This window comes from Metabacillus idriensis (assembly GCF_009674765.1).
In the GTDB taxonomy this organism is placed as follows: Bacteria; Bacillota; Bacilli; order Bacillales; family Bacillaceae; genus Bacillus_P; species Bacillus_P idriensis.
Genome location: NZ_WKKF01000002.1, coordinates 292,073 through 316,113, shown reverse-complemented (window position 1 = coordinate 316,113; position 24,041 = coordinate 292,073). Strand labels below are relative to the sequence as shown.

The window sequence follows — 24,041 nt, the reverse complement described above, 5'->3', positions numbered from 1 at the left end:
TGAATGTCACCCCTCGTTTGTCTGCCATTTGGCTGTCAATTTGATCAGATAGGCAAGGCTCTGCTCCAGGCTGTCGAATGGGCTCCCTTCACAAATATCCTGTTCGACCGCGTACCATTCTGCACCATTTTGTTCTCCCCACTTTAGAATCGGTTCAAAATCAATGCAGCCAGCACCTATTTCCGCAAAATTCCCTTTTCCATCACTGGTCATATCCTTCAAATGCAGAATCGGCATTTGATTTGGAAAACGGCGAATATAACTTAATGGATCTAATCCTGCTTTTTTCACCCAATACGTATCGATTTCCGGAAAAATTTCTGGTGGTGCCAATAGATAATCCAGAGCATATTCACCATCGATCTCGGTTTTGAACTCAAAATCGTGATGATGATAGCCGATTCGAAACCCCTGCGGTACAGCTTTTGCAGAGATGGCGAGCAGGTCTTTTCTGACGCTTATGTATCCCTCTTCATTTTTCAAATGGTCATCTAAATACGGCAAAATGATTTCTTCTGTTTGAAACAGTTTAGCTTCCTTTAATACATCATCCAGCTCATGCTTCAGCCTGTCTAAGCTGACATGCATACCAGCCGTTTTTAGACCTGTTTCGTTCAGAACCCCTGCAATCTCCTCAGGTGAATACCCATAAAGGCCATCCATTTGAACAGCTTCCCAGCCCATTTGTTTCAACACCCTTAAAGTCCCTGGAAAGTCATTCTGAATTTCATTTCGCAGCGTATATAATTGGGCAGCGAATTTATGCTTCATTCCTTGATCGCTCCTCTCCTTAAACACTTGCTTTACGTTCCATCAAATTCAGCCAGTTCATTTCCTCTGCCGTCAGCTTAATAGCAGAACCAGCTACAGATGAACTCAATTCTTCTGCATTTTCCGGTCCTATGATGGCTGCCGTTTGGAAAGGCTGGTTCAAAACATAAGCGAGTGCGATTTGAATAGCCGACACACCCTTTTCTTCAGCAAGCTTCTTAGCCCGTTCATACCTTTTCCAATTATCATCGGAGTAATAGACACGGACCATTTCCTCATGATCTTTTATGTCAGGAGAAAATCTTCCGCTGAAGAAGCCGCCCGCTTGAGATGACCATGAAAGCAGCGGCATCTGGGAGCCTTTGTGCCAATTCTCCATGTGCTCATCCACCGAAATACAGCCTGGCCATCTTGGTTCCCTGCATTTTGCAAGGCTCAAGTTCGGACTATTAAACGTAAACCCTATTAAACCATGAGCCGCAGCATACTCATTTGCTTCCTGAATGCGCTGATGCGACCAATTCGAAGCTCCAATCGCATGAATTCGGCCTGCAGCAAGATGCTGATTTAACGCATCCATAATTACGCCAACTTCTACGGTTTCATCATCACGATGAAGGGCATAGAAATCAATATAGTCTGTATTCAATCGCTCTAAGCTTTCTGAGATATCTTTAGATATAGCTGCCGGATTTACGCGGGGACCTGGTTCACCATCATCAGGATGAGCCCCTTTTGTTAAAATATGAATCTCACTGCGATTTTTCTTCATATGTATCCATTCTCCAAAGATAACCTCGCTGTCTATGTACTGATGCGCCATATCAAACATATTTCCACCTATTTTAAAGTACTCATCCAGCATATCGAATGCCTGCTGCTTGCTGTCATATTGATAGAAGTGAGCCGTCCCCATTATTAACCTTGAGCAGGCCTTCTCAACATATTTTTGATCAATAACTCCTCTTAAACTATGAAACTCCATCATTATGCCTCCTTATTGACTTCTGAATTCTCCCTGACTTCTTATGAAAAATAAATCGGATTGCTGATGACAATTGGTGAGTCTGTTTCCTCATCCCATAATTCAGCACGTACATACAGGCTGCTGCCTGCAATCTCAAAATCACTTAAAAACGCTCCTGAACCTTTATGGACTTCAGATACAGTCCCCTGTTCCGTAATGATTTTTAAAAGCCCTTCGGTACTTTCCGGAATCATAACCTGAATAAGCGCCAGATCAAGATGACTGTTTAAAGCACCGCCCATCAGCGTCTCTTCGGCTTGCAGTTGAATCCAAGGGGAATTGGGACGTCCAGCAACACACACTTGGCCAGCTGTTAAAGAGTCTAATAGCTTTCTTGGAGTATGCATATCCGAATAAATCCAAGTCGTTGGCGTTCCACATTTAATCGTTTCATGAAGACGATGGGTATCACTTCCGCCTATTGCAACGATTTTTTTCCCTTGCTGCAGCTGCAGATCCCACCATGTTAAAGCAGCTTGATTTTGTTTGCTCCAGGGCCCATTCCAAATCTCTACTATTTTCACATCAAAATGCTCCAGGCCCCATTCCCAGGAGCAAAACGAACAGTGCGGATGGTTGATGGAAATAACGGCACCATTTGCCATTCCTTCATCAAGCTTCTCTTGAACATCTTCCTTCGTTGCACAGCGAAAATCGGAAAAGGGCTTGTGCACGCCATAAAAGTTGCAATGCCCGCGGTTGGTCGTCAGCTCAACACCCGGAATGACAGCCAGATCTTCAACCAGCGGATACTGGTAGTTTTGACTGAACGTGTTATGATCCGTTAACGCTACAAAATCCAAATCAGCATGCCTCGCATTTTCAATCACTTCTGCTACAGTAAAGGCACCATCACTATGATTAGAATGCAGGTGCAGATCCCCTTTGAACCATCTCATTTCACTCACCAAAAGCGTAACTTGAACATTTACCTCACACGCCTTAGGAACACGGTAAGCATTCAAGATAACCCCCCACTCCCCCGCTGGAAGCTTGCCTAACGTGTAGCCTGGCGTGGCACGGTCTTCACGGACAAAAATATCCTTACGGGCACCGCCGCTCCACCCTTTATAACCATTTGGATCTTCCAATCCCAAATCAATAATATTTTCATCAGGCTGACTGAAAGACAGCTCTACCTTTATTTCTTCAATATCATCCGGTACAGAGAACGGTAAAGTGATGTACTCGCCCTGCTGCGAGTGATGGATCACCTTAGACAAGGCGACTTGCTGAACACGGCTCACGATTCTTTTCCTCCCGAACCCAGTCCTCCTAAACCTTGCTCAAATAGAGGCTGAAGAATAAAGTACAAGATAATCATCGGCAATGCTGCAGTGGTTGCACCTGTCATGATTAACGGCCAATCGATGTTATATTGGCCCTGGAATGCTTTTAGAGCAATCTGTATCGTATACATTTCCTGCGACCTCGCAATCGTCAATGGCCATAAATACTCGTTCCAGTGACTCAGGAAGCTGAAGATTGCCACCAATGCGATCGCCGGTTTATTTAAAGGCATGATCACTTTCCAATAAATTTGAAATTTAGAGCAGCCGTCAATGGTTGCCTGCTCATCCAACTCTCTTGGGATAGCAAGGAAGTTTTGCCTCATCAGGAAAATCGCAAAGCCTGTGACAGCAAAGGGAAGAATGAGTCCCACATAGGAATCAAGCCATCCATCCGGACCTGCAAACGGTACATTTTTCATCATAAAAAAGAGCGGAACAACCATTAACCCAGAAGGAATCATCATAGTCGCAAGAACTAAGAGGAAAAGCTTATCTCTTCCCGGAAATGTCAGTCTTGCAAAGGCAAAAGCCGCCAATGACGCTAAAAACACGTTAATAATTGTAGATATTGCTGATACGATAAAACTGTTTAAGAATGCTCTCGGCAAATTCGTTTCCTGCCAGATTCTCAAGAAGTTTTCCCAATGAAATTCTGTAGGCAAAATCTTAGGCGGCCAAACCATCACATCTCCCTGAGACTTGACGGCCGTCATCAGCATCCAAATATATGGACCTAAAAACACGAATAAGACAAACGACAGCAGAAAATACAGGATGAAGTTTTTCAGGATTTTTGACTTTTTCATCGTATTTAGTCCTTTCCGGAAGATAGCTTTAATTGAAGCCAGGTCACTGCAAGCAAGAATGGGAAAAGTACAAGAGATAATGCAGCCCCGTAGCCCACATAGTTAAATTCAAACGACTGCTGCCAGATATGTTTAATGACAACCATTGTGCTGTCCATCGGTCCGCCGTTTGTCAGGATGTCAACAACCGCAACAACCTGGAATGAGCCAATAACAGACATAACCATGGTGTAAACTAATATATGGGTGATTGATGGCAGTGTAATATGTATAAACTGTTTCCAGGAATTTGCCCCGTCAATCCTAGCTGCTTCATATAAGGATTGCGGCACTGCCTGAAGGGCTGCCAAGAAAATCGGGATATTATAAGCTGTTCCTCTCCATGCCCCAATCAGAATCAGAATGATCATCGCTGTAGTCGGCTGCAAAAGCCAAGCCGGCGGTGCTTCAACCCCTGCGAGCTTCAGCAAATAGTTAAGGATGCCCAAATTATTATCAAACACCCACAAAAAGATCATGGCTGTAATAACTTCAGATGTGATCGTCGGCAGAAAATAAAACACTTTAAAAAATCGTAAGCCTCTAAGCTTTCTGTTAAGAAGCACAGCAACAGCAATCGCGCCGCTCAGTCCTAAGAACATGGAGCCTGCAGTATATACGATTGTATTGCCGAGACTCTTAATGAAAAGCTTGTCTTGAAGCATTTGAGAAAAGTTCTTTAAGCCTGTAAACTCTGCGGGATTCGGCAGGCTATAATCATGAAAGCTCAGCCAGATTAAATAGAGTATAGGAGCTATGGAGAAGATAAATAAGAAACTAAGAGCAGGTAAAACAAAAAGATAAGACCCGATATAATCTTTCAATTTATGAAACTCTTTTTTCGTTTTTATTTGTGTATTCATTTGCGAAGCCATTTCCGTTTTCATTATGTTCACTCCCTTTAAAGGGAAAGGGCATGTCTGCACATACCCTTTCAAAATCAACTATTCTATTCCACTGCCTACTTAGCTGAATTTACAGCTTTTTCAGCAATTGCCTGTGCTTCGTCCAGTGTTTTTTGCGGATCAGCTCCGTCAAATACTGCACGCAAAGCTTTACCCCATGCATCATTTGCTTCTGGATACGCTTCCAATTTATACGGTACAGCATCTTGCAGCGTCTCTACATACGGCTTCAATAACGGATCACTGTACATTTCATCTTCATATAAGTGTGTTTTCACCGGATGACGGCCTTGCTCTTTCGCTAACCGAATCCCATACTTGTCTGAAACAAACCATTTCATCAGCTCAAAGGAAGCAACTTTGTCTTTTGATCCCTTTGGAACAAACAAGCTTCCTCCGCCTAATACAGACCCTTTTTCATCACCAGGAAGCTTCGCCGTTGCTAAATCTTTATACGCATCTGGAAATTCATTTTTGATTCTGGCAATATCCCAAGGTCCGGAAATGAAGGACACAGCTCTTCCTGTCCCAAACATCGCTACAGGATGATCCGTTTGTCGCTGCTGCGGCGGCGGAACAGGAGATGATTTATCCACTGTAGCTAAGCCTGTATATTTCGCCATCGTTTCAACAATCTTTGGATCATTAAGATTAGCTGTCACCTTGTCCCCATCAAACTTCAGCGTGTTCGTTCCTGCGGCGATGACATTTCCAAAGAAACTCCATCCGCTGGCACTCGTCACGATTCCATATCTAGATCCATCTTTCTTTGTTAATTTCTTTGATACATCTACTAACTCATCTAGTGTTTTTGGAGCTTCTTTGATGCCGTTCTCTTCAAAAACCTTCTTGTTATACAAGTAGATTGTTGTATTTACATCGATTGGCATCCCATATTTAACACCTTCCCAGGTTGTATCCTCAATACCGCCTGGAACAAACTTATCCTCTTCGCCCCACTCTTCCCACAGATCATCTACCGGTTCAGCAAGACCCTGTGCACCCATTGCAAATGCATGGGCATGAGCCATATCAGGAACTGCTCCGCTGGAAACGGCAAGTTTTACTTTATTGCTCATATCTCCCCATTCAATCCCAACCGTTTTGATCGAAATGTTAGGATAGACTTCCTTAAATTCCTTAATCGCATCTTGAATCGGAGCTGTATTGGCATAATCAGCTGCAAGCCAAATTTCCAAGTCCGTTTTCCCTAATTCTCCAACCTTTTCATTAAACTCAGGCAAGCCTTCTGCCGTTAAATCACGATCCGGCGCCTTTACAGGTTCCGTCTTCTCGCCCGAGCTACCCGTGCTCGATTGACATCCTGATAAAACAAGCAAAACAGCAAGTACTAAAAATAGCCATTTCTTCATCATAATCCCCCTGTTAATCGTGGTTAACTAAATGTAAGCCCTTACAATTACATATGTAGAATCTTGATCGATTCCAGGTCTCTCCCCCTTTCATGGTTTATCCATTACACTTCTTGATGTTTCATATCTTGACAAGAATCGCGAATGACCAGACTAGCAGGGATCGTTCTGATTCTTGGTACAAGCTGATTGTTCAGCATATTGATCAGGACATCAGCCGCTTCCTCCCCCAACTTCTCAGGAAACAGCTCTACACTCGTTAAGTTAGGAGTCGTCTCAAGAGCCAGGGTTTCATTATTGCTCAAGGCAATCAAGGAAACATCTCCAGGGATATCTACTTCCATTTCCCTTGCAGCTCTCATTACACCAAGTGCAACGCGATCTGAATCCGCAATGACCGCTGTATACTTTTTCTCTTTTATCTTTTCTAGAAAAGAGACGTACCCATATTCAGATGCGTTTGAAAAAGTCGATTGATCATAATAAACAACATTCTCCTCGTCAAACGGCATATTGTAATTATCATAGGCCTGCATCAGCCCAGCTTTTCTGTCCTCTGCTACCGTCATATGATAGGAGGCATTTAAAAATAATATTTCGCGATGGCCATTGCCAATTAAATACTCCCCGACCTCTTTCGCCATTTCAATGTTGTTATTATCAACACATTTGATATCCATGTCCGTTCTGTCTGGCCGTCCAATCAGGACAAACGGCATGTTCGAATCTCTGTATTGCGCAATACGCGAATCATCTTCACGAGGATTTAATAGAATCACTCCGTCAACGGGATCCCTTGAAAAGTTCGACTGGGAATCTCCTTCATAGATCCGGTCCAAAAGGACACGGTATCCGCTTTCCGAAGACTTTTTCACAACCCCATTAATCACTTTCGTTTCAAAACTGCTTAACTCATAATCTTTAACGGTCGGCATCTTAAGACCGATAATCATCGTCTTTTTAATAGCCAGACTTCTAGCCATGTGATTCGGAACATAATTCAATTCCTTTGCAACACGAATCACACGCTTTGTCACATCCTCACTAATCGGACGCTTTTTGCTGAATACATTCGAAACCGTACTTTTAGATACTCCAGCCTGCTTTGCTACATCGCCTATTGTGACCATTTGATCTCCTCTTCCACATTTCGTCGAACCGGTTTCATTGAGAGTAAAAAAATAATGAAATATAAAAGAAGTATTTCATGAATTATTGAAGATACTATTAAAATATATTTCTATATATGTAGAATATACTTCTAGTTGCATCGAACCGGTTTCATTAATCTGACTTCATTATAGTAAATAGATTTAATTCAGTCAATATTCAGATTAATAAAATTAGAGAAAAAGGATCCCTCTATCGGAACCCTCGTCCTTTATCAAATATGTGAAACTATTAATTCGCATTTACCGCTAATCGAAAAAGCCCCAGTCTCAGCCGGCAATATAAAATGTGTTCCTTTAGGAATGTCCTGATAAATGTTTAATTACACCGTACAATGTAGATATATATACATTATCAATTTCAACAAACTCTAATAATGGCAGTATCGGATATGATCTTTACAATAGCCCTAATGGTCCATTCCCGCTTCTGTTGAGCATCAAAGATATTCCATTATCATCTATCACTGCCACCCGAATGTTAGTACCGCCTAAATCGACTCCGATGTTCATTTTCCCCTACTATCCCATTAAATCTTTTGTATATAGTGCCTAGTATTCTCTTATACAACTCTAATATTTAGATTGCTCCTATTTCAGGCCGATACACGATATTAATGCAGACAGTTATGTGATTTTACAACCGGACTGAATAAATAAAAGTAGGAGCCAGAAATAATTTCTGTCTCCCTCCTCATTAAAGTTAAAGTATATTCTCTTGTTACTCACCATCTGAACTGTCACTCACACCTTCCGGATCTTCTTCAATTGGTTCTTCAATCGGAACTTCAAGTTCATCACCAGTATCAGAACCTTCATCCTCAATCTCTGTATCTTCCCCATCTTCTACAAACTCTTCGACAGGTTCATCGACTGACTCATCTTCAATATATGGTTCTTCTTCAGGATATTCTTCCTGTTCTAGTTCTTCTGCATCTTCATTTTCTTCCCAGTACTCATAATCGTATTCTTCTGAATAATCGTCTCCCGGAACATCTTCATAGGATTCTTCCCATTGATCATCGCTATATTCGTCATAAGGAACCTCGTAATAATCATAATCCTCAAACTCATCGCTGTAATCTCCGCCATCGAAATAATACTCATTGTCATACATGTCCTGGTAAAAATAGAGCCCCTCACTATTGTAGTAAAGCTCAGCAATTTCCTGTTCACTCATAGGGTTATTAACCCAGCCATTTATCACATCGATCACTTTAAACAGCGGAATACTAAAGCCGATGGTTGCTTCTTGATTATCACGGGCAGAGTTGATGGCAATCACTTTTTCTGTTTTTTTATCAAGCAGAGGACCACCGCTGCTTCCAGGTGCGATAGGTGCTGATATTTGATAGATTCCCTCATATGTATGAGGTTCAATTACAAACGTCCGATCGACTCCGCTGATATTTCCGAGAGTAGCTGTGTTTTCATACCCTTTGGGACTTCCCAATGCAATAACTTCATCGCCTAATTCAGATTGATTCGTTGTTTCAAGACTAAGAGGAACCTTTCCAGCAAGCTCTGTCACCCGAATAACTGCAATATCAATTTCATTGCTGTACCCAATCACGGTTCCTGCCAATTCAGTTCCATCGTTGCTGCGGACTGTAACTAATGTACTTCCCTCTACAACATGAGCATTGGTTAAAACATCTCCGAACTCATTCATTAAAAAGCCTGATCCTTGACCGTAATCACTAAATATTGTGAACACCTTAGGCTGTGCATCTTCAATTATTTCTGACACCTCTTTTGGAGCCTCTTGTACAGGTGCAGGTTTTACTACTTCAACTTGCTTTACTTCTTTTTCAGGTTCTTTAACCGGTTTACTTTTCACCTTTTCATCAGCCTGCGTTTTTTCGATTTTTTCGCTGGCTATCTTCTGAACTGGCTTTTGTTCTGTTAGGTGTAACCCTAAATATGTGAAAACTCCTATACAGATAAATAGCATGAAAATCGTTAAAGAAAGCAACCATTTATTCGATTTCTTCTGGATCTTCTTGCCGCATCCAGAGCAGTAAGTCGATCTTTGCTCAATTAAACTGCCGCACTTTGAACAATACATTTCATCACCTCTAACAAGGACTATTTTACTAGTATTATTTTATGCTAAATTGGTATTTTTTACAATCTGTATTTTTTCGACAAAGAAAAAAGAAGAACCTTCTAAGGGTCCTCCTTTCAATCTTTATATATGAGAAACAATCAATTCACATTTTCCTCTGATTATGAAATCACCAGTCTCCGCAGGCAAAATAAAATGTGCCCCTTTCGGAATCGGATAGCTTTCACCTTCCTGAACAAGCTCACCTTCCCCTTCAATCACGCTGCAAATCAGAAAAGGCTGATCCTGCGTAAACGACGCTTGCCCATTTACTTCCCACTTGTAAACAGTAAAGTACTCCTCTTCCACAAAAGTTGTAATGGTTACATCCTTCATCTTTGCTACAGCTGGATGATTCTGGCCATCAAGATGAGGAACAGTACTTACATCAATCGCTTTCTCAAGATGCAGTTCCCGCTTGTTCCCTTTATCATCCGTACGGTCATAATCGTACACACGATAAGTTGTATCAGAGCTCTGCTGTGTTTCCAGCACAAGAGTACCCTCACATAAAGCGTGAATGGTTCCGCTTGGCACATAGAAGAAGTCACCCGGTTTAATCTTCACGCGGCGCAGCAGTGAATTCCATTCGCCGCTGTTCACCATTTGAATCAGTTCTTCTTTTGAAGCAGCGTTATGACCGTAAATCATGTCCGCGCCTTCTTTGCAGTCAATGATGTACCAGCATTCTGTTTTGCCAAGTTCACCATTTTCGTGCTCATTCGCATAAGCATCATTTGGATGAACCTGAACAGATAGGTCATTATTGGCATCGAGAATCTTTGTCAGCAGCGGGAATGTGTTTCCTTCTGCTCCGCCAAACAGTTCCCGTTTCTCATCCCATAATTGACCTAACGTTTTCCCAGCATACTCTCCAGAAGAAACCACACTCTGCCCATTTGGATGGGCAGAAATTGCCCAGCATTCGCCTGTGGTTTCAGTTGGAATCTCGTAGCCGAATTGTTCTCTTAATGAAGTTCCTCCCCAGATCCGGTCTTGGAAGAGAGGAGTTAATATTATTGGCGCATGGCTCAAAAGTATACACATCCTCACATTTACAAATCGTTATTTACATTAAGTCTATTACTCTCTTACCGATGCATCGAGTACATAGAAATCGCACTCAAAACTTCGTCTACTTGAAGTTCCGCACAAGCCATAGAGGTGTCTGCCACTCCGTAATACATCTTAATAACATTCCCCTCAACGACAGCTCCGCAAGAGAAAACAACATTGCCGAAGAATCCTTCAACCTCATAGTCCGCTTCAGGTGCCAGGATTGGCTCTTCAGATCTACCGATAATCTGTGTAGGATCTTCCAAGTCCAATAATACTGCCCCCATACAATAGCGATCTTCTTTTGATGCACCATGATAAAGGATCAGCCATCCTTCATCGGTTTTGATTGGTACGGCTCCTCCGCCGATTCGGCCGTTATCCCATTTCCCTTCTCTTAAGCCAAAGAGATACTGATGATTTCCCCAATGAATCAGGTTTTCAGATTCAGCCATCCAAACTTCAGGGAAGCCTATGCTTTTTGGAACAGGGCGATGCAAAGCGTAATACTTTCCATTGATTTTTTCTGGAAAAATCGCCACATCTTTATTTTCAGGTGCAAAAATCATGCCGTGATGTTCGATCGAGACAAAATCTTTCGTAGAAACCATAGACTCGCCTGCACCGTATGGCGAAACCGCTGTGAAATAGATGTAATACGTACCATCAATCTTAGTAATGCGCGGGTCTTCGATGCCAAACGACTCGAGCTTATCCGAGGGATAAACAAATGGCTTATCATCAATCGTAAAATGGCGTCCATCTTTGCTTCTGGCAATTCTCAGATAGGATAGTGATGTCAAATATTCAAACTGTGCCTGTCCCGCGCGGCGAATTACACGAGCGTCAGAAAAATCATATTTCGGATCGTCTAATTGAAATTCAAGAATGTCTAAATGACTTGTTTCTGGATTAATGATAGGTGCTTTCACAATGTTTCTGTCCGCACTTATCGGGCGTTCCGCAACTCTAAGCAGCATGATGGTCTCATCTTGAAATGTCGTCACTCCGGCATTAAACGCACCGATCACTTCAAAGCCATCATGAAAAGGCTTCACGTCATCAGGAGCTACCAGCGGATTTTGTTCATAGCGGTATACATTCATTTTTTTCTCTCCCTGTTCTAGAAATCAATTCACAAAGCTTCAAATGGCAAAAAAGGATCTGAAATCGTCATTTTTTGAGCTTCAGCATCACTGATACCCGCATATAATTCTGCTTTTCCATCATCTTTTCTAACAAGCCCGCCGCTAAAAACAACGTCAACTAAATCAGAACGTTTCGCTTCTCCGGGCAGGAAATCCTCTCTCATGGCGATCAGCTGAATATCCGAATACTCCCCGTTCTCCGGGTTTAACACAAAGATCATCGGATAATAGTGGCGGTCTCCAACATCGTCGAAGCTTGCGATATGACCAAGAACACCGATCAGTCCATTTGAAAGCAGGTGCGCTTCATTCGCCCCGCCCCATTCTTCATCCGTAAATTGCCCTTCAAGGAGCGGCACACTCTCTATAAAATCAATCGTTAATTCATCCAATTTTGCCACTTTAGCAAATCCGATTTTCCCTCTTCCGCCTTTATCTCCCTGAGGACGAGTGAACACTCCGACAGAGCCATCCTTCAGTTCAACTAAACGAATGTCCTTCATTCCATCCGGTCCTACCGCAAACTCTTTAAGACCCGCAATATTTTCCCCTTTGTAAAATACTGTTCTCCAGCCTAAAGCATCTTTAATGACTGGATGAGGAAAAATCTGCACTCCGCCAAGCACAAGTTCTCCGCCAATTCTTGTAAAGAACGGGTCCTGCAGTTGAAAAACCGGTGAATCCGGCTGAACAATCCACTTGCCATTCTGTTCAATAAAAAATTGAACCTGTGAATGCTCACTGTCCCTCGCCTCTACACGGCCGGCAATAACGAGCTGACCATCATCTTCAAAAGGAGCCGTTATATTGTAGACATCCTGATCTCCAACTCCTGAAAAATTAATCTTCTCAGGATTTTCAGCCTTTCTATTAAACTTGTATTCTTCTACAAGCTGTTTACATGTTTTCACATCGTTTTTTACTAAATGATTCATCTTGTTCCCTCTCTTTCGTTTTTTTGTAACGTTACAATATAGTTAGTTAAGTTATTCCAAATATACAAGAATACATTCAATATTACAAGCGCTTTCACAATTTCTTATTTTAGGTTGACACTACTTAACAAACGTGAAATAATCATTACAAATATAATTTTGTAACGTTATATTTTAACATTATCACTAAAATGATAGCGCTAACAACACAAAGGGGGATTTGAAATGAAACAAGGCTTTTTCAAAAAAATAGCTGCCATATCAGCAGCTGCCGCTTTATCAATCGGCCTGATCGGCTGTTCAAGTGAAGCCGGGTCAGAAAAAACAAAAGATGGCAAAGTGGAACTTAAAGTGGGTACCTGGGCTGGAGCAGCAGAGCTTCAGGAATTTCAGGAAGTTGTAGATAAAGTAAACAAAGAGTCTGAGAATTATAAATTAACAATCCAAAGCATCCCTGCAGATTACTATAAGAAAATACAAACAATGGCTTCAGGCAAACAAGCGCCTGACTTATTCTGGCTATCACAGGAATACATTCCGATGTATGCTGATCTGGGTGTAATCGCTCCTATAGATGAAGCGACAAAAGAGGTAGACTTTGATGATTATTACGAAGGCGCCTTAAACATCGGCAAATTTGACGATAAACTATACGGCCTGCCTTGGATTAACCAGCCTGTAATGCTTTATTACAACAAAAAAATGTTTGAAGAAAACGGTGTTGCTCTTCCTGACGGCAGCTGGACATGGGATGACTTCGAAAAAGCCGCTTCAGCGTTAACAAAAGATACAAATAATGATGGCAAGAGCGATCAATTCGGAACAGTCATTGACGGATGGCCAAACGTTGCGAACTGGATTTGGACATACGGCGGAGAAACGATTACGCAAGATGGGGAAGTGAAAATTGACTCTCCTGAATCGATTGAAGGCATTAAAATGATGGACAAGCTGATCAATGAAAGCAAAGTGACACCTAACAAAACACAGGCTCAAAACACAGGCGGTCCTGAAATGTTCAAAACAGGCAAAGTGGCCATGTTCTTTGGCGGTGCAGGAGACGATTTAGAAAAACAAGTCGGCGAGCAATTTGAAGTCGGCATGACTCAAATGCCTATGGGAACTGAAAATGTAACATCCAGCTGGATCGCACATACTGTTATGTCCAGTGCTGCAAAAGATAAAGAAGTGGCAGCAGAAGCATTAGTTGACCTAACAAATGCTGTACACGATTGGAAGATACTCCCTCCAGTAAAATCAAAAATTGATAATGTACCAAACATCCGTCCTGAAAAAGAGTATGCGATAGAAGAAATGAAAAAAGGCTCTGAAATTTCACGCGGATTCAATAACCAGCCTAAACAAAATGAAATTGATAATGCGATTTGGCTTCAATTATACGAACCTATTCTTTTAAATAAAAAAGATCCAGAGCAGGCAGCTAAAGATGCCGCTGCAGAATTAAGAAAAATTTTAGGACAATAAAAAGAACGGACCCTCAATCGGATTCATCAGTTGGGGGTCCATTCTTAAAAGAGGTTGATACGATGAAAAACTTCCTAGGTAAATATGAAGGCTACTTGTTTATTTCCCCTTGGATATTAGGCTTTCTTATCTTCACAGCCTTCCCAATCGGATTCGCCTTCTACATTGGGTTTACAGATTGGAATTCCTTTACGGCACCAAACTTCATTGGCTTTGATAATTATATTGCCTTATTTCACGATCCAAATTTCATTAACTCCTTGAAAGTGACGACTGTGTTTGCTGCCTTTGCCATACCGCTTGGCATCATCTCTTCTCTGACAATAGCAGCCGTTGTAAACATTAAAGTAAAAGGAGTCTACCTTTTTAGGACAGCCCTTTATATGCCGGCCATTGTTTCTGGCGTTTCCATCGCCTTGCTTTGGCGCTGGATCTTGGATCCGGAGTATGGATTAATTAATCTTCTTCTATCGTACATCGGCATTTCAGGACCGAATTGGCTAGGGGATCCAAGCTGGGTGCTCCCGTCTTATATTATGATGGCCATTTGGGGTGCCGGCGGAGGAATGCTTACCTATTTAGCAGGTCTGCAGGATATCCCTGCGAGTCTGTATGAATCGGCTGATATTGATGGCGCAAACTGGATTCATAAATTCAGACATATTACGATTCCGATGTTAAGTCCGGTTATTTTCTACAACTTGGTCATGGGCATCATCGGTTCCTTCAAAAAGTTCAATGATGCTTACATTATTGGCGGTGCCGGCAACCAAGGGCAATTCTTCATGGTGTATCTCTATGAAAATGCGTTCAGCTACTACAAAATGGGCTATGCAACGGCAATGGCATGGGTACTGTTCGTGATTATCCTAGTGTTGACCATTCTTGTCTTCAGATCATCATCCGTCTGGGTCTTCTATCAGGGTGAAGTCCAAGAGGGCTCTAAAAAGAAAAAACGCAAATTTCGCTCAACGAAGAAACCAAACGTTGATGCTTAATGAAAGATGCAGGTGAGAAAGAATGAACTTAACGATTCCTCAAAGAAAAAAAATACAGCATACATTTGTTTATACATTTTTAGCCCTTACGTCAATTGCAACCATTCTCCCTCTCCTTTGGATGATTTCAACATCGTTAAAATCAGGTGATGTGGTCTTCCAGATTCCGCCTCAGTGGTTCCCGGAAACCCTGCAGTGGGAGAATTACAAACGTGCAGTAACAGATATTCCTTTCTTCTTATATTTAAAAAACACAGTCATAATCACCGGGTTTAGAATGTTTGCAGAAGTATTCGTATCCGCTTTTGTAGCCTATGGATTTGCCCGCTTTAACTTCCCAGGAAAAAACATATGGTTTTTCATCTTGCTTTCAACCATCATGCTGCCTGGGGAAATTACAATGATCCCTGTTTTTATCATGTTCAGTAAAATCGGATGGATTGATACGTTTTATCCATTAATTGCACCCGCATTTCTAGGCGGTCAAGCAGTATTCATTTTCTTACTGCGTCAATTTTTCTCATCCATTCCGAAAGAATTAGAAGAATCGGCCCTGATCGACGGTGCCAGCCGCTTCCAGATTTTCTATAAAATCTTTCTGCCGTTATCAAAGCCAGCTTTAATAACAATCGCCCTATTCTCTTTCCAAGGTTCATGGAATGACCTTTTAGGTCCGCTCATGTACCTGAACAGCTCGGATAAATTTACGCTTCAGCTTGGACTTGCGATGTTCAACGGCATGACAAAAGTCGAATGGGGACCATTAATGGCGGCTTCCGTATTAGTCTTAGTTCCGACGATCATCATCTTCTTCTCGCTGCAGAAGTATTTTGTTGAAGGTATCTCTGTCACAGGAATCAAAGGTTAAGGGGGTTTTATAAATGATTAAACAACTAAACCAAACCGGCTTCTTTTATAGATTGATGCAATATGGGTACTGGTTTCTAGTAAGCAATCTTTATTTTTCAATCGCTCTGCTTCCGGCTCTAGTCATCCTGATGATAGAATGGGATACTAAGAACATGTTATTATGGGTTCTTCTCTATGTAACATTGCTGCCCATCGGCCCATTTGCAGCAGCACTTTTCGGGACCATGGGCAAGCTGATGAGAGCGGGTTACTTATCCGTAACAAGAGATTTTTTCCGTTTATTAAAGGAGAACTTCAAATCATCGTTCATCCTATGGAGCTTTCAGCTTTTCATATGCATAGTGATTACAGCCGATCTCATCTTATTGAGTGGAGCAAGCGAGCTATTCATCTCAGCTTTATACGTTCTATTAATCATGAATATCATCATGATGTTTTATCTGTACCCATTGCTATCACGCTTTTGCATCAGCAGGTTAGAAGCTGTGAGAACGTCAATCGGCCTTACTTTTTTAAAACTGAAAAACACCCTTTTCATTATGAGCGCTCTTGCAATATGGGGAGCAAGTATCCATTTCTTCCAAATATACGCCATTACTTTACTAATCAGCCCATTCTTCTATGTCATCATGCGTATTCATAAAAAGATGTTTGAAGAGATAGAGGGAAAAATACTAGAAAAAGAGAAAAGATAATGAAGAAATTGTCGATTTGTAGGTGTTAGAATGAAAAAAATTACCATGCAGGACATTGCTGATAAACTGAAGATCTCGAAAAACTCCGTATCACAAGCACTGACCGGCAAGCCGGGTGTAAGTGAGGAAACAAGACTATTGGTTCAAAAAACAGCAGAAGAGCTTGGATACGCCTATCCCAGCGGAAGAAAAAACGGAAACAACGGGCAGACAGGCACGATCGCCCTTCTCGCTTCCGTACGAGCTTTTTCGTTCAAAAGCTTTTTCGGTGAAATCTATCTCAGCATTGAAAAAGAATTAAAATCAAGAGGCATGAATCTTCTCATTCTCTCAGTGGACAACGAAGAGAAAGAAACATTGAAGCTGCCTGACGTGATAGAAGATCGTTCGGTTGATGGAATTCTCATCCTTTCCCATCTCACCACAGACTATATTAACAAAGTTCTGGATACCGGCATTCCAACTGTGATGATCGATCATCACGATCCACTCAACCAAGCAGATGCCATCCTGACGAATAACCGTTTCGGCGGATATGAAATGGTCAAGCATCTCATTGACCTTGGCCACAGAGAAATTGGTTTCATCGGAAACATCGATTACTCCCCAAGCTATCAGGAACGCTGGGAAGGCTATCAGCTGGCACTAAGAAGACACGGAATCGAACCAGCCAACCAATGGATGTACCTTCAGGCTGATGAAGACGAAGTGAAAATTCACGCGTTCCTATCAAACCTTGATCAAAAACCAACCGCTTGGTTCTGCGTCAATGACGGCCTTGGCTTTATCACCATGACAACCTTGCAGCGCTTAGGATATACTGTGCCTGATAACGTATCCGTAGGCTGCTTTGATAACGGACAGCTATCAAGAATTGCAAACCCGAAAATCACAACGATGGATATTGACCTTAGCCTATTTGGGAAGAAAGCTGTTGAACAGCTGTTTTGGAGGATGGATAATAAGGAAGAGCCGTTTCAGGAGACTTTGCTGCCTGCTAGACTGGTGAAGAGGGAATCTGCTGCGGAAGTTTCTGATGACAGAATGTAAGCTCTAGATTTTTTCCAGAGGATTGAAAGGCCTATTAAATTTTTTGTACAAATAACACCTTCGATCATTCGAAGGTGTTATTTTATCGTTATAGTGGTTAGGCCACATATTCTCTATTTCAAAAGTGTTCATTTTAAGCTGTAATAAATTTGTTTATTTTAGTTTAGCAGTTTCAAGCCACTAATCACAATATAAAGTATTATATCTATGGGAGTCAGCCTATTATAAATAAAATGGAGGGTATTATGAGCTGGAGAGATGATTACAAGAACCAAAACTACCGTTCAAGAAGAGTCTTACAGATAGTTAATGATCATGGTGATGAAATGGAAATAGAAACAATTTCAATAAAAGATCACTGGCATGTCATCATTACCATTTGTCAAGAAAAACACCCTTTTAGTGAATATCTGGCAGAAGGAATCGATCATAAAAGCGAAAAGGCGGCAGCCAGAAAAGCACTAAAAAAACTTTATCAAAAAGCATATCCTAACCAATAATTCAAATGTAAAAAGGCTCACATCATATTAAGCACACAATTTGATCTGAAAGGCTTGGCTCCCAATTTTATAAGTGTATATCGAACATCTTCACTGCTGAATCGACTCAAAAAGAAGCTAAATCTTAAACTAAATCTCCTCTTTATTACATTAACATTTTGCACTTTAGCTGAGTGGAGGATCATGCCCCCACATTTAAAAGATGCAGCAGGGAATAAAAGCAGTAAAAAGAATATAATTGTTAGATAATTTAAACCTCGCCCTAAGACGACACGGCCTCGAAAAAAACAAATAATGGATGAACCTTCAAACCGAGGAAGACATCACCGCCTTCCTCGCAGGACTTGATGACGACCTCGACTTTATCACAATGACTCCGCTTAGGCGCCAAGGGTATTCTGTGCCATTAGGAAGGACTGAAAAGTCCTTCTGGGGAATTTTAAACCGGCGATTTTGAGTAAGATTTAACCGGCCTTGACACTCTTCTAAGGTTTCACATGGTTTTATATCAGCCAAATCCTTAAAATGACCATAGAGCAACATTATAATTTAATTCTCCTAGGTCCACCAGGCATTGGATAAACGTTTATCGCAAAAGGGGTGGGACCTTATCCTAAAGATAAATAATAGTATGCTATAGAACATAAAAAGATGAACGGATTAAATACCCGATCATCTTTTCTATCTTTTTTATTTGTAATATTTAACTAATTGATTTATATTATCTTAAATCAAAAAAATTCACTATTGAACCATGTAGACAAAATAAAATATTGTGTTTAATTATATACTATATACTTTCTATTATTTACTTTTTTAGTTTAATAGGTTACCAACTTGGGATCCGAAATTATTTCTTCACGCTTTAAGTCAACATATCCATTAGGATTATTAATTTGCCATCTCCATGAGTCAATACACATTTCCTCAATCCCTTTAGAGGCTATCCAGCCTAATCTATCTTTAGCTTTAATAGGATTTGCGTAACATATACCTACATCCCCAGACCTTTTATCAACGATTTTATAAGGAACTTTTCTATTTGATGCTTTTTCAAATGCTTTTATTATTTCTAATACACTATGACCACTTCCGGTCCCAAGATTATATTCATTCACTCCAGTAGATGTTTTTAAACTCTCTAATGCTTTTAGATGTCCTTTCGCAAGGTCAACAACATGAATGTAGTCTCTTACACCTGTTCCATCATGGGTAGGATAATCATTACCGAATACACTTAATTCTTTTAATTTCCCAATAGCTACTTGTGTAATAAAGGGCATTAGGTTGTTTGGAATACCATTTGGATCTTCACCAATACGCCCACTATGATGCGCTCCTACAGGATTAAAATATCGTAATAATGCGATGCTCCATTCGTGATCTGAAACGTATATATCGCGAAGAATGTCTTCAATCATTAACTTTGTTCGACCATAAGGATTAGTTGCACTAAGAGGAAAGTTCTCTGATATTGGGACCTGTTCAGGTATTCCATACACAGTTGCAGAAGAACTAAACACGATACTTTTAACATTATACTTTTGCATAAGTTCCAGTAGGACTAATGTGCCCGTTAGGTTATTGTGATAGTAACGAAGAGGTATATTAACTGATTCTCCAACTGCCTTCAATCCTGCAAAATGAATAACTGCATCTATTTTATTATCAGAAAAAACGTGCTCAAGTGCAGACTTGTCCAAAATATCTACTTGATAAAACGGAAAATCTTTCCCTGTGATTTCTTTTATACGGTTAATAGATTCATATTTACTGTTAACAAAATTATCAACAACTATTATTTCACACCCTGAATCAAGAAGCTCAACACAAGTATGACTCCCAATGTATCCGGCACCACCTGTTACCAGAATCAACTAAAATCACGCCCCTTCTTTCTTAATATTTTATTTATAAAATTATTATTATTCTAAAATTAATTGACCATTTTATTACTCATAGTTGCAACAGTTAATAAATGCATAAATCATTTATTTTAGCTCTTGATTAAGACAATACAGTTACTCTTTCTACAGGGGGACGTCCAACAGAATAATAATCTACATTAGCTGACTGCGCTTCTTCAAGTGAATAACAATTACGACCATCAAATATAATACCTTCTGATAATAATTCTTTATATTTTAATAGTGGTGTTTTTTTAACCTCTTCCCACTCTGTTACAACAAATGCAATATCCGAAACTTCAAGTGCAGCTTCTACTGAATCTGCATATTTAACTTCAACTGGCAAATGTGATTTTGCATTTTGCACCCCTATAGGATCAAAAGCTGTAACTTTAGCACCCGCCAAAATAAGATCTCTTGCTAGAACAATTGAAGCTGCCTCACGCATATCATCCGTATTTGGTTTAAAGGTAAGTCCTAGCAATGCAACACGCTTATCTTTTAGTGAGCCAAGTTTTTCTTTAGCTTTCGTAACAAGACCAACCTGTTGCTTTTGGTTTACTTCTATTACTGCTTTCAATAAATTAAAGTCATGATCGACATTACCTGCAATTTGGACCAGAGCTTGTGTATCTTTCGGAAAGCAAGATCCACCATAACCAATTCCTGCGTTTAAAAAAGCTCGACCTATACGTTCATCTTTTCCCATTCCATTTGCGACATCCTCAATATTAGCGCCTAACTTTTCACACAAATTTGCAATTTCATTAATAAAGCTAATTTTTGTTGCTAAAAAGGCATTAGATGCATACTTTATCATTTCTGCACTTCGAATATCCGTACGGTAAATTGGTATGCAAAAAGGCTCATTTATTTCTTCTAATAAGTCAGCTGCAGTTTCATTATCAGCACCAATTACAATCCGATTACCATTGAACGTATCATACACTGCAGAGCCTTCACGTAGGAATTCCGGATTCGATACAACTTCGACTGGAATAATAGTTTCTTTGTTTATGAGTGATTTAACATACTCATTAGTCCCAACTGGGACCGTGCTTTTAGTTACAACTACTACAGAATCAACTATATTTTTAGCAATGTTAGATGCTACAGCCTCAATATATCCCAAGTCAGCTTTTCCATCTTCCTTTTGTGGTGTCCCGACAGCAATATAAATGACATCAACATCTAAAAATGCATCACTATATACTGTTGTGAATTCAAGTCTCTCCTCTTGTATATTCTTTACCATTAACTTTTCTAACCCCGGCTCAAAAATTGGAGACTTCCCTGCTCTCAAACTCTTAACTTTTGCCTCATCAATATCAACACAAGTAACTTTATGACCAACCTCTGACAAAGCAACACCCGTTACAAGGCCAACATATCCAGTTCCAACTACAGCTATTTTTTTGGTTCCCATTACTTAACAATCTCCTTTGAAAATACCTTATTCTAGACACGCTAAAAACAATAAACAATAAATTTATATATCTCAAACAACGTTAATTAATATTTTTTAAACTGGTATCAGTCCCTAAATTCCAACTACTTTCCATTTCCATCACTACTATAACTTCTGTTAGAATTCAATAAACTAAAAATATACATCAATGGATATACAGAATGTATACTAGTTAGCGTATTATCAAAATAAGTAAGTATAAAAAATGAAACTCCAAACAAATATAAAAATAGTCTATTTGTATTTTCAATCAAATTCCCTGTCTTAATAAAGAGAAACACAAGAAATAATAATAGAATTGATATTCCAAAATAACCAAGTTCTAAGAAAAATCTAACATATTCATTGTGTGGTGCTAAAAAATGTTTTAAAAATGATCCTGTTCTAGCTATATTCTCATTATATATATGAGTAGTTGCTCCTAAACCTTTACCAAATACTTCATTGTTTTCAGCAAAGGAAAGGTAAAATCCCCAGGCCTCTTCTCTACCTGAACTGTTTATACCCGTTTCATTAAAACCACTACTAAACCGTTGAATAATTGAATCTGCAAACGTAAATATAATAAAAGTTAAACTTAATAAAGCGACTCCTAATATAAAAAAGTAATACCATTTACCATTAATAAATCGCTTTATTATTTGATAAAATAAATAAATAAGTAAAACAAATGAGCATATTATTGCTGCTCTTGTCAGTGTTGCAAATAAAATTACGGTATTAACAAAAGTTAAAATTATATAAGTATATTTTTTATATTTATTAAACATATAAATTGATATAAAAATTGAATAAAAGCACAGTTCAGCTAATTGAGCTGGTGGATTAGTCCCACTGAGTCTAATTGTGCCAGTATATTCATATCTAAGTGCATTTCCTAAACCTAACAATTCAAACAACACACCAATAAAAACACTGATTATTGGAAGAGTAGTAATCAATATTAGTATTTTATTTACGTAATTCTTTGGCCAATTTATTAAAAGTAATGAAAGTGGTGAAGCTATACCTAAAAAAGTTATCATAGATCTAAATAAGGGTATTTCTCTTTGAAATAAAAATAGGAATATTGTTTGAATCAATATTATAGATAATACAATAGCAAATGGAACTAAAAATTTATTATTTAAATTATTTTTATTCTTCATAATAATACTAATTACTAAAATGATAGTAAGGAGTTTATATAAAGAACCAAAATCAAAACCAAACAAGCTAACTTTTATAATTCCGTCTACTGATATTCCTGTTAGCACAACTATTAGGAAACTAAACTTAAATGGTTGAGCGAATAAGAATAATGATGCAAATAAAAATAGAAATAAAAATAAAATAAAAATAGGACTTATTGTCACTATAGCACCAATAAATATAACCATTATTAAGGCTATACTAATTACATAATATTGCACTACATTACCGTTAGAATACCCATTCATTTTTCCACCAACTATTAATTTTTAAGATTGGTTAATCATTTTTTCTTAAGCTGCAGAAAAGATTTATAAAATAAAGTTAAAAACTTTTGATTTATATGGCTTCCAGTATAAAATAAATAATTATTAATACTAAAAGGGTATGTCTTTATAGCTTTCAAAAAGAATTTTCTTCCTATTTTAGTAAACTCGTTGTTTTGATGAATAATAGCAGCTCTGAATATTCTTTTCCCAATATAAAAATAGAATTTTTGTTCATTTTTATTAGGTAATTCTTTCGCCAAATTCTCATGTTTATTATACATGGCAAGATGTCCCTTTAAAACAGAGTTAAAGTTTGTAGATATCCTATCTCCATCATGTCTATAATAATTTACTAATGGTTCACTAACGAAATCAAATTCTGTAATTAATGAAAGTCTTATCCACAAGTCCCAATCTTGACAACTTGGTAGATCTAAATCAAAACCATTAACCTTTAAAAGCACATTTTTTTTAACCATCACAGTTGAAGTGGAATCTACACAATTATTGATAAACAATTTCGACAAAATATTCCCTCTGTGTATAGGAGTTTGGTACTCTACATTATTTTCACTTATTTTTTTTATCCCAGTATAAACAACACCAGTTTTCTCATTCTTTTTAAACGTTAAAACCTGTTTTTGTAACTTTTCTGGAAGCCATTGGTCATCAGAATCTAAAAAAGCTACATATTTACCCTTAGCTTTATTTATTCCAATATTTCTTGCAAAAGGTGCCCCTTGGTTTTCTTCTAATTTAATATATATAATACGAGGATCATTAAAGCTTAGAATAACTTTTTGAGTATCATCCTTAGAACAATCATCAACAATTATTAGTTCAAAATCAGTAAATGTCTGTCCTAAAACAGTTTCAATTGATTTTTTTAATAAATTAGATCTATTATATGTGGGAATAATAACACTTACACACGGTTTTATCGTATACACATCCTTTGTTTTTTAAATTATCCTAAAATA

22 protein-coding genes are annotated in these 24,041 nt (G+C 39.1%); 6 read left to right on the top strand and 16 right to left on the bottom strand.

Going from position 1 to position 24,041, the window contains the following annotated elements:
* Nucleotides 1–6: 6 nt before the first annotated feature.
* From GJU41_RS09860 to GJU41_RS09810, 12 genes are all read right to left on the bottom strand, one after another.
* Nucleotides 7–771, bottom strand: coding sequence for a sugar phosphate isomerase/epimerase family protein (locus GJU41_RS09860; protein WP_154318485.1), 765 nt, complete (start codon nucleotides 769–771; stop codon nucleotides 7–9).
* 19 nt (nucleotides 772–790) lie between these two features.
* Nucleotides 791–1,756, bottom strand: coding sequence for an aldo/keto reductase (locus GJU41_RS09855; protein WP_154318484.1), 966 nt, complete (start codon nucleotides 1,754–1,756; stop codon nucleotides 791–793).
* A gap of 41 nt (nucleotides 1,757–1,797) precedes the next feature.
* The gene (locus GJU41_RS09850) at nucleotides 1,798–3,045 is read right to left on the bottom strand and encodes a CehA/McbA family metallohydrolase (protein ID WP_154318483.1); all 1,248 of its coding nucleotides are present in this window, start codon (nucleotides 3,043–3,045) and stop codon (nucleotides 1,798–1,800) included.
* Nucleotides 3,042–3,896 (bottom strand): carbohydrate ABC transporter permease, encoded by an 855-nt coding sequence (locus GJU41_RS09845; RefSeq protein WP_070875339.1) that lies wholly within the window; start codon nucleotides 3,894–3,896, stop codon nucleotides 3,042–3,044. Before GJU41_RS09845 ends, GJU41_RS09850 begins: the two co-directional genes overlap by 4 nt.
* A 5-nt stretch (nucleotides 3,897–3,901) precedes the next feature.
* Complete coding sequence (locus GJU41_RS09840) at nucleotides 3,902–4,822, bottom strand: carbohydrate ABC transporter permease (RefSeq protein ID WP_154318482.1); 921 nt, start codon at nucleotides 4,820–4,822, stop codon at nucleotides 3,902–3,904.
* Nucleotides 4,823–4,896: 74 nt separating this feature from the next.
* A complete protein-coding gene (locus GJU41_RS09835) occupies nucleotides 4,897–6,216 on the bottom strand; it encodes an extracellular solute-binding protein (protein ID WP_154318481.1) in 1,320 nt (439 codons plus the stop codon).
* A gap of 101 nt (nucleotides 6,217–6,317) precedes the next feature.
* Nucleotides 6,318–7,343 carry a LacI family DNA-binding transcriptional regulator gene (locus GJU41_RS09830; RefSeq protein ID WP_154318480.1) on the bottom strand — a complete coding sequence of 342 codons (1,026 nt, stop codon included), beginning with the start codon at nucleotides 7,341–7,343 and terminating at the stop codon, nucleotides 6,318–6,320.
* Nucleotides 7,344–7,597: 254 nt separating this feature from the next.
* Nucleotides 7,598–7,687 (bottom strand): hypothetical protein, encoded by a 90-nt coding sequence (locus tag GJU41_RS25470; protein ID WP_396653220.1) that lies wholly within the window; start codon nucleotides 7,685–7,687, stop codon nucleotides 7,598–7,600.
* A gap of 416 nt (nucleotides 7,688–8,103) precedes the next feature.
* Nucleotides 8,104–9,450 carry a S1C family serine protease gene (locus tag GJU41_RS09825; protein WP_154318479.1) on the bottom strand — a complete coding sequence of 449 codons (1,347 nt, stop codon included), beginning with the start codon at nucleotides 9,448–9,450 and terminating at the stop codon, nucleotides 8,104–8,106.
* 123 nt (nucleotides 9,451–9,573) lie between these two features.
* Complete coding sequence (gene manA / locus GJU41_RS09820; protein ID WP_154318478.1) at nucleotides 9,574–10,524, bottom strand: mannose-6-phosphate isomerase, class I; 951 nt, start codon at nucleotides 10,522–10,524, stop codon at nucleotides 9,574–9,576.
* Nucleotides 10,525–10,580: 56 nt separating this feature from the next.
* A complete protein-coding gene (locus tag GJU41_RS09815; protein ID WP_154318477.1) occupies nucleotides 10,581–11,651 on the bottom strand; it encodes a BtaManbiosPhlase in 1,071 nt (356 codons plus the stop codon).
* A gap of 29 nt (nucleotides 11,652–11,680) precedes the next feature.
* Nucleotides 11,681–12,628: an MTP-1 family protein gene (locus tag GJU41_RS09810; RefSeq protein WP_154318476.1), complete on the bottom strand. Its 948-nt coding sequence runs from the start codon at nucleotides 12,626–12,628 to the stop codon at nucleotides 11,681–11,683.
* Nucleotides 12,629–12,853: 225 nt separating this feature from the next.
* On the opposite strand from GJU41_RS09810, the gene GJU41_RS09805 reads away from it, so the two are divergent.
* The 6 genes from GJU41_RS09805 to GJU41_RS09780 all read left to right on the top strand — a co-directional run bounded on the left by GJU41_RS09805 (nucleotide 12,854) and on the right by GJU41_RS09780 (nucleotide 18,226).
* Nucleotides 12,854–14,113: an ABC transporter substrate-binding protein gene (locus GJU41_RS09805; protein WP_154318475.1), complete on the top strand. Its 1,260-nt coding sequence runs from the start codon at nucleotides 12,854–12,856 to the stop codon at nucleotides 14,111–14,113.
* A gap of 62 nt (nucleotides 14,114–14,175) precedes the next feature.
* Complete coding sequence (locus tag GJU41_RS09800; protein ID WP_154318474.1) at nucleotides 14,176–15,111, top strand: carbohydrate ABC transporter permease; 936 nt, start codon at nucleotides 14,176–14,178, stop codon at nucleotides 15,109–15,111.
* 22 nt (nucleotides 15,112–15,133) lie between these two features.
* Nucleotides 15,134–15,979, top strand: a complete 846-nt coding sequence (locus GJU41_RS09795; protein WP_154318473.1) for a carbohydrate ABC transporter permease — start codon at nucleotides 15,134–15,136, stop codon at nucleotides 15,977–15,979.
* A gap of 13 nt (nucleotides 15,980–15,992) precedes the next feature.
* Nucleotides 15,993–16,676 (top strand): DUF624 domain-containing protein, encoded by a 684-nt coding sequence (locus tag GJU41_RS09790; protein ID WP_154318472.1) that lies wholly within the window; start codon nucleotides 15,993–15,995, stop codon nucleotides 16,674–16,676.
* Nucleotides 16,677–16,706: 30 nt separating this feature from the next.
* Complete coding sequence (locus tag GJU41_RS09785) at nucleotides 16,707–17,726, top strand: LacI family DNA-binding transcriptional regulator (protein ID WP_224771390.1); 1,020 nt, start codon at nucleotides 16,707–16,709, stop codon at nucleotides 17,724–17,726.
* A gap of 245 nt (nucleotides 17,727–17,971) precedes the next feature.
* Nucleotides 17,972–18,226, top strand: coding sequence for a hypothetical protein (locus GJU41_RS09780; RefSeq protein ID WP_154318471.1), 255 nt, complete (start codon nucleotides 17,972–17,974; stop codon nucleotides 18,224–18,226).
* 821 nt (nucleotides 18,227–19,047) lie between these two features.
* On the opposite strand, the gene galE is transcribed toward GJU41_RS09780, so the two are convergent.
* From galE to GJU41_RS09760, 4 genes are all read right to left on the bottom strand, one after another.
* Complete coding sequence (gene galE / locus GJU41_RS09775; RefSeq protein WP_154318470.1) at nucleotides 19,048–20,103, bottom strand: UDP-glucose 4-epimerase GalE; 1,056 nt, start codon at nucleotides 20,101–20,103, stop codon at nucleotides 19,048–19,050.
* A 130-nt stretch (nucleotides 20,104–20,233) separates the two neighbouring features.
* A complete protein-coding gene (locus tag GJU41_RS09770) occupies nucleotides 20,234–21,559 on the bottom strand; it encodes a UDP-glucose dehydrogenase family protein (RefSeq protein WP_154318469.1) in 1,326 nt (441 codons plus the stop codon).
* 125 nt (nucleotides 21,560–21,684) lie between these two features.
* Nucleotides 21,685–23,040, bottom strand: coding sequence for an O-antigen ligase family protein (locus GJU41_RS09765; protein ID WP_154318468.1), 1,356 nt, complete (start codon nucleotides 23,038–23,040; stop codon nucleotides 21,685–21,687).
* Between the two features lie 35 nt (nucleotides 23,041–23,075).
* Entirely contained in the window at nucleotides 23,076–24,011 is a 936-nt protein-coding gene (locus GJU41_RS09760) for a glycosyltransferase family 2 protein (RefSeq protein ID WP_154318467.1), read from the bottom strand.
* Nucleotides 24,012–24,041 lie beyond the last annotated feature (30 nt).

Excerpts from the sequence above, each read along its gene's own strand:
- GJU41_RS09860 (WP_154318485.1), bottom strand. The coding sequence starts at position 771 with ATGAAGCATAAATTCGCTGCCCAATTATATACGCTGCGAAATGAAATT.
- GJU41_RS09855 (WP_154318484.1), bottom strand. The coding sequence starts at position 1,756 with ATGGAGTTTCATAGTTTAAGAGGAGTTATTGATCAAAAATATGTTGAG.
- GJU41_RS09845 (WP_070875339.1), bottom strand. The coding sequence starts at position 3,896 with ATGAAAAAGTCAAAAATCCTGAAAAACTTCATCCTGTATTTTCTGCTG.
- GJU41_RS09840 (WP_154318482.1), bottom strand. The coding sequence starts at position 4,822 with ATGAAAACGGAAATGGCTTCGCAAATGAATACACAAATAAAAACGAAA.
- GJU41_RS09835 (WP_154318481.1), bottom strand. The coding sequence starts at position 6,216 with ATGATGAAGAAATGGCTATTTTTAGTACTTGCTGTTTTGCTTGTTTTA.
- GJU41_RS09830 (WP_154318480.1), bottom strand. The coding sequence starts at position 7,343 with ATGGTCACAATAGGCGATGTAGCAAAGCAGGCTGGAGTATCTAAAAGT.
- GJU41_RS09825 (WP_154318479.1), bottom strand. The coding sequence starts at position 9,450 with ATGTATTGTTCAAAGTGCGGCAGTTTAATTGAGCAAAGATCGACTTAC.
- GJU41_RS09815 (WP_154318477.1), bottom strand. The coding sequence starts at position 11,651 with ATGAATGTATACCGCTATGAACAAAATCCGCTGGTAGCTCCTGATGAC.
- GJU41_RS09810 (WP_154318476.1), bottom strand. The coding sequence starts at position 12,628 with ATGAATCATTTAGTAAAAAACGATGTGAAAACATGTAAACAGCTTGTA.
- GJU41_RS09805 (WP_154318475.1), top strand. The coding sequence starts at position 12,854 with ATGAAACAAGGCTTTTTCAAAAAAATAGCTGCCATATCAGCAGCTGCC.
- GJU41_RS09800 (WP_154318474.1), top strand. The coding sequence starts at position 14,176 with ATGAAAAACTTCCTAGGTAAATATGAAGGCTACTTGTTTATTTCCCCT.
- GJU41_RS09795 (WP_154318473.1), top strand. The coding sequence starts at position 15,134 with ATGAACTTAACGATTCCTCAAAGAAAAAAAATACAGCATACATTTGTT.
- GJU41_RS09790 (WP_154318472.1), top strand. The coding sequence starts at position 15,993 with ATGATTAAACAACTAAACCAAACCGGCTTCTTTTATAGATTGATGCAA.
- GJU41_RS09785 (WP_224771390.1), top strand. The coding sequence starts at position 16,707 with ATGAAAAAAATTACCATGCAGGACATTGCTGATAAACTGAAGATCTCG.
- GJU41_RS09780 (WP_154318471.1), top strand. The coding sequence starts at position 17,972 with ATGAGCTGGAGAGATGATTACAAGAACCAAAACTACCGTTCAAGAAGA.
- GJU41_RS09770 (WP_154318469.1), bottom strand. The coding sequence starts at position 21,559 with ATGGGAACCAAAAAAATAGCTGTAGTTGGAACTGGATATGTTGGCCTT.
- GJU41_RS09765 (WP_154318468.1), bottom strand. The coding sequence starts at position 23,040 with ATGAATGGGTATTCTAACGGTAATGTAGTGCAATATTATGTAATTAGT.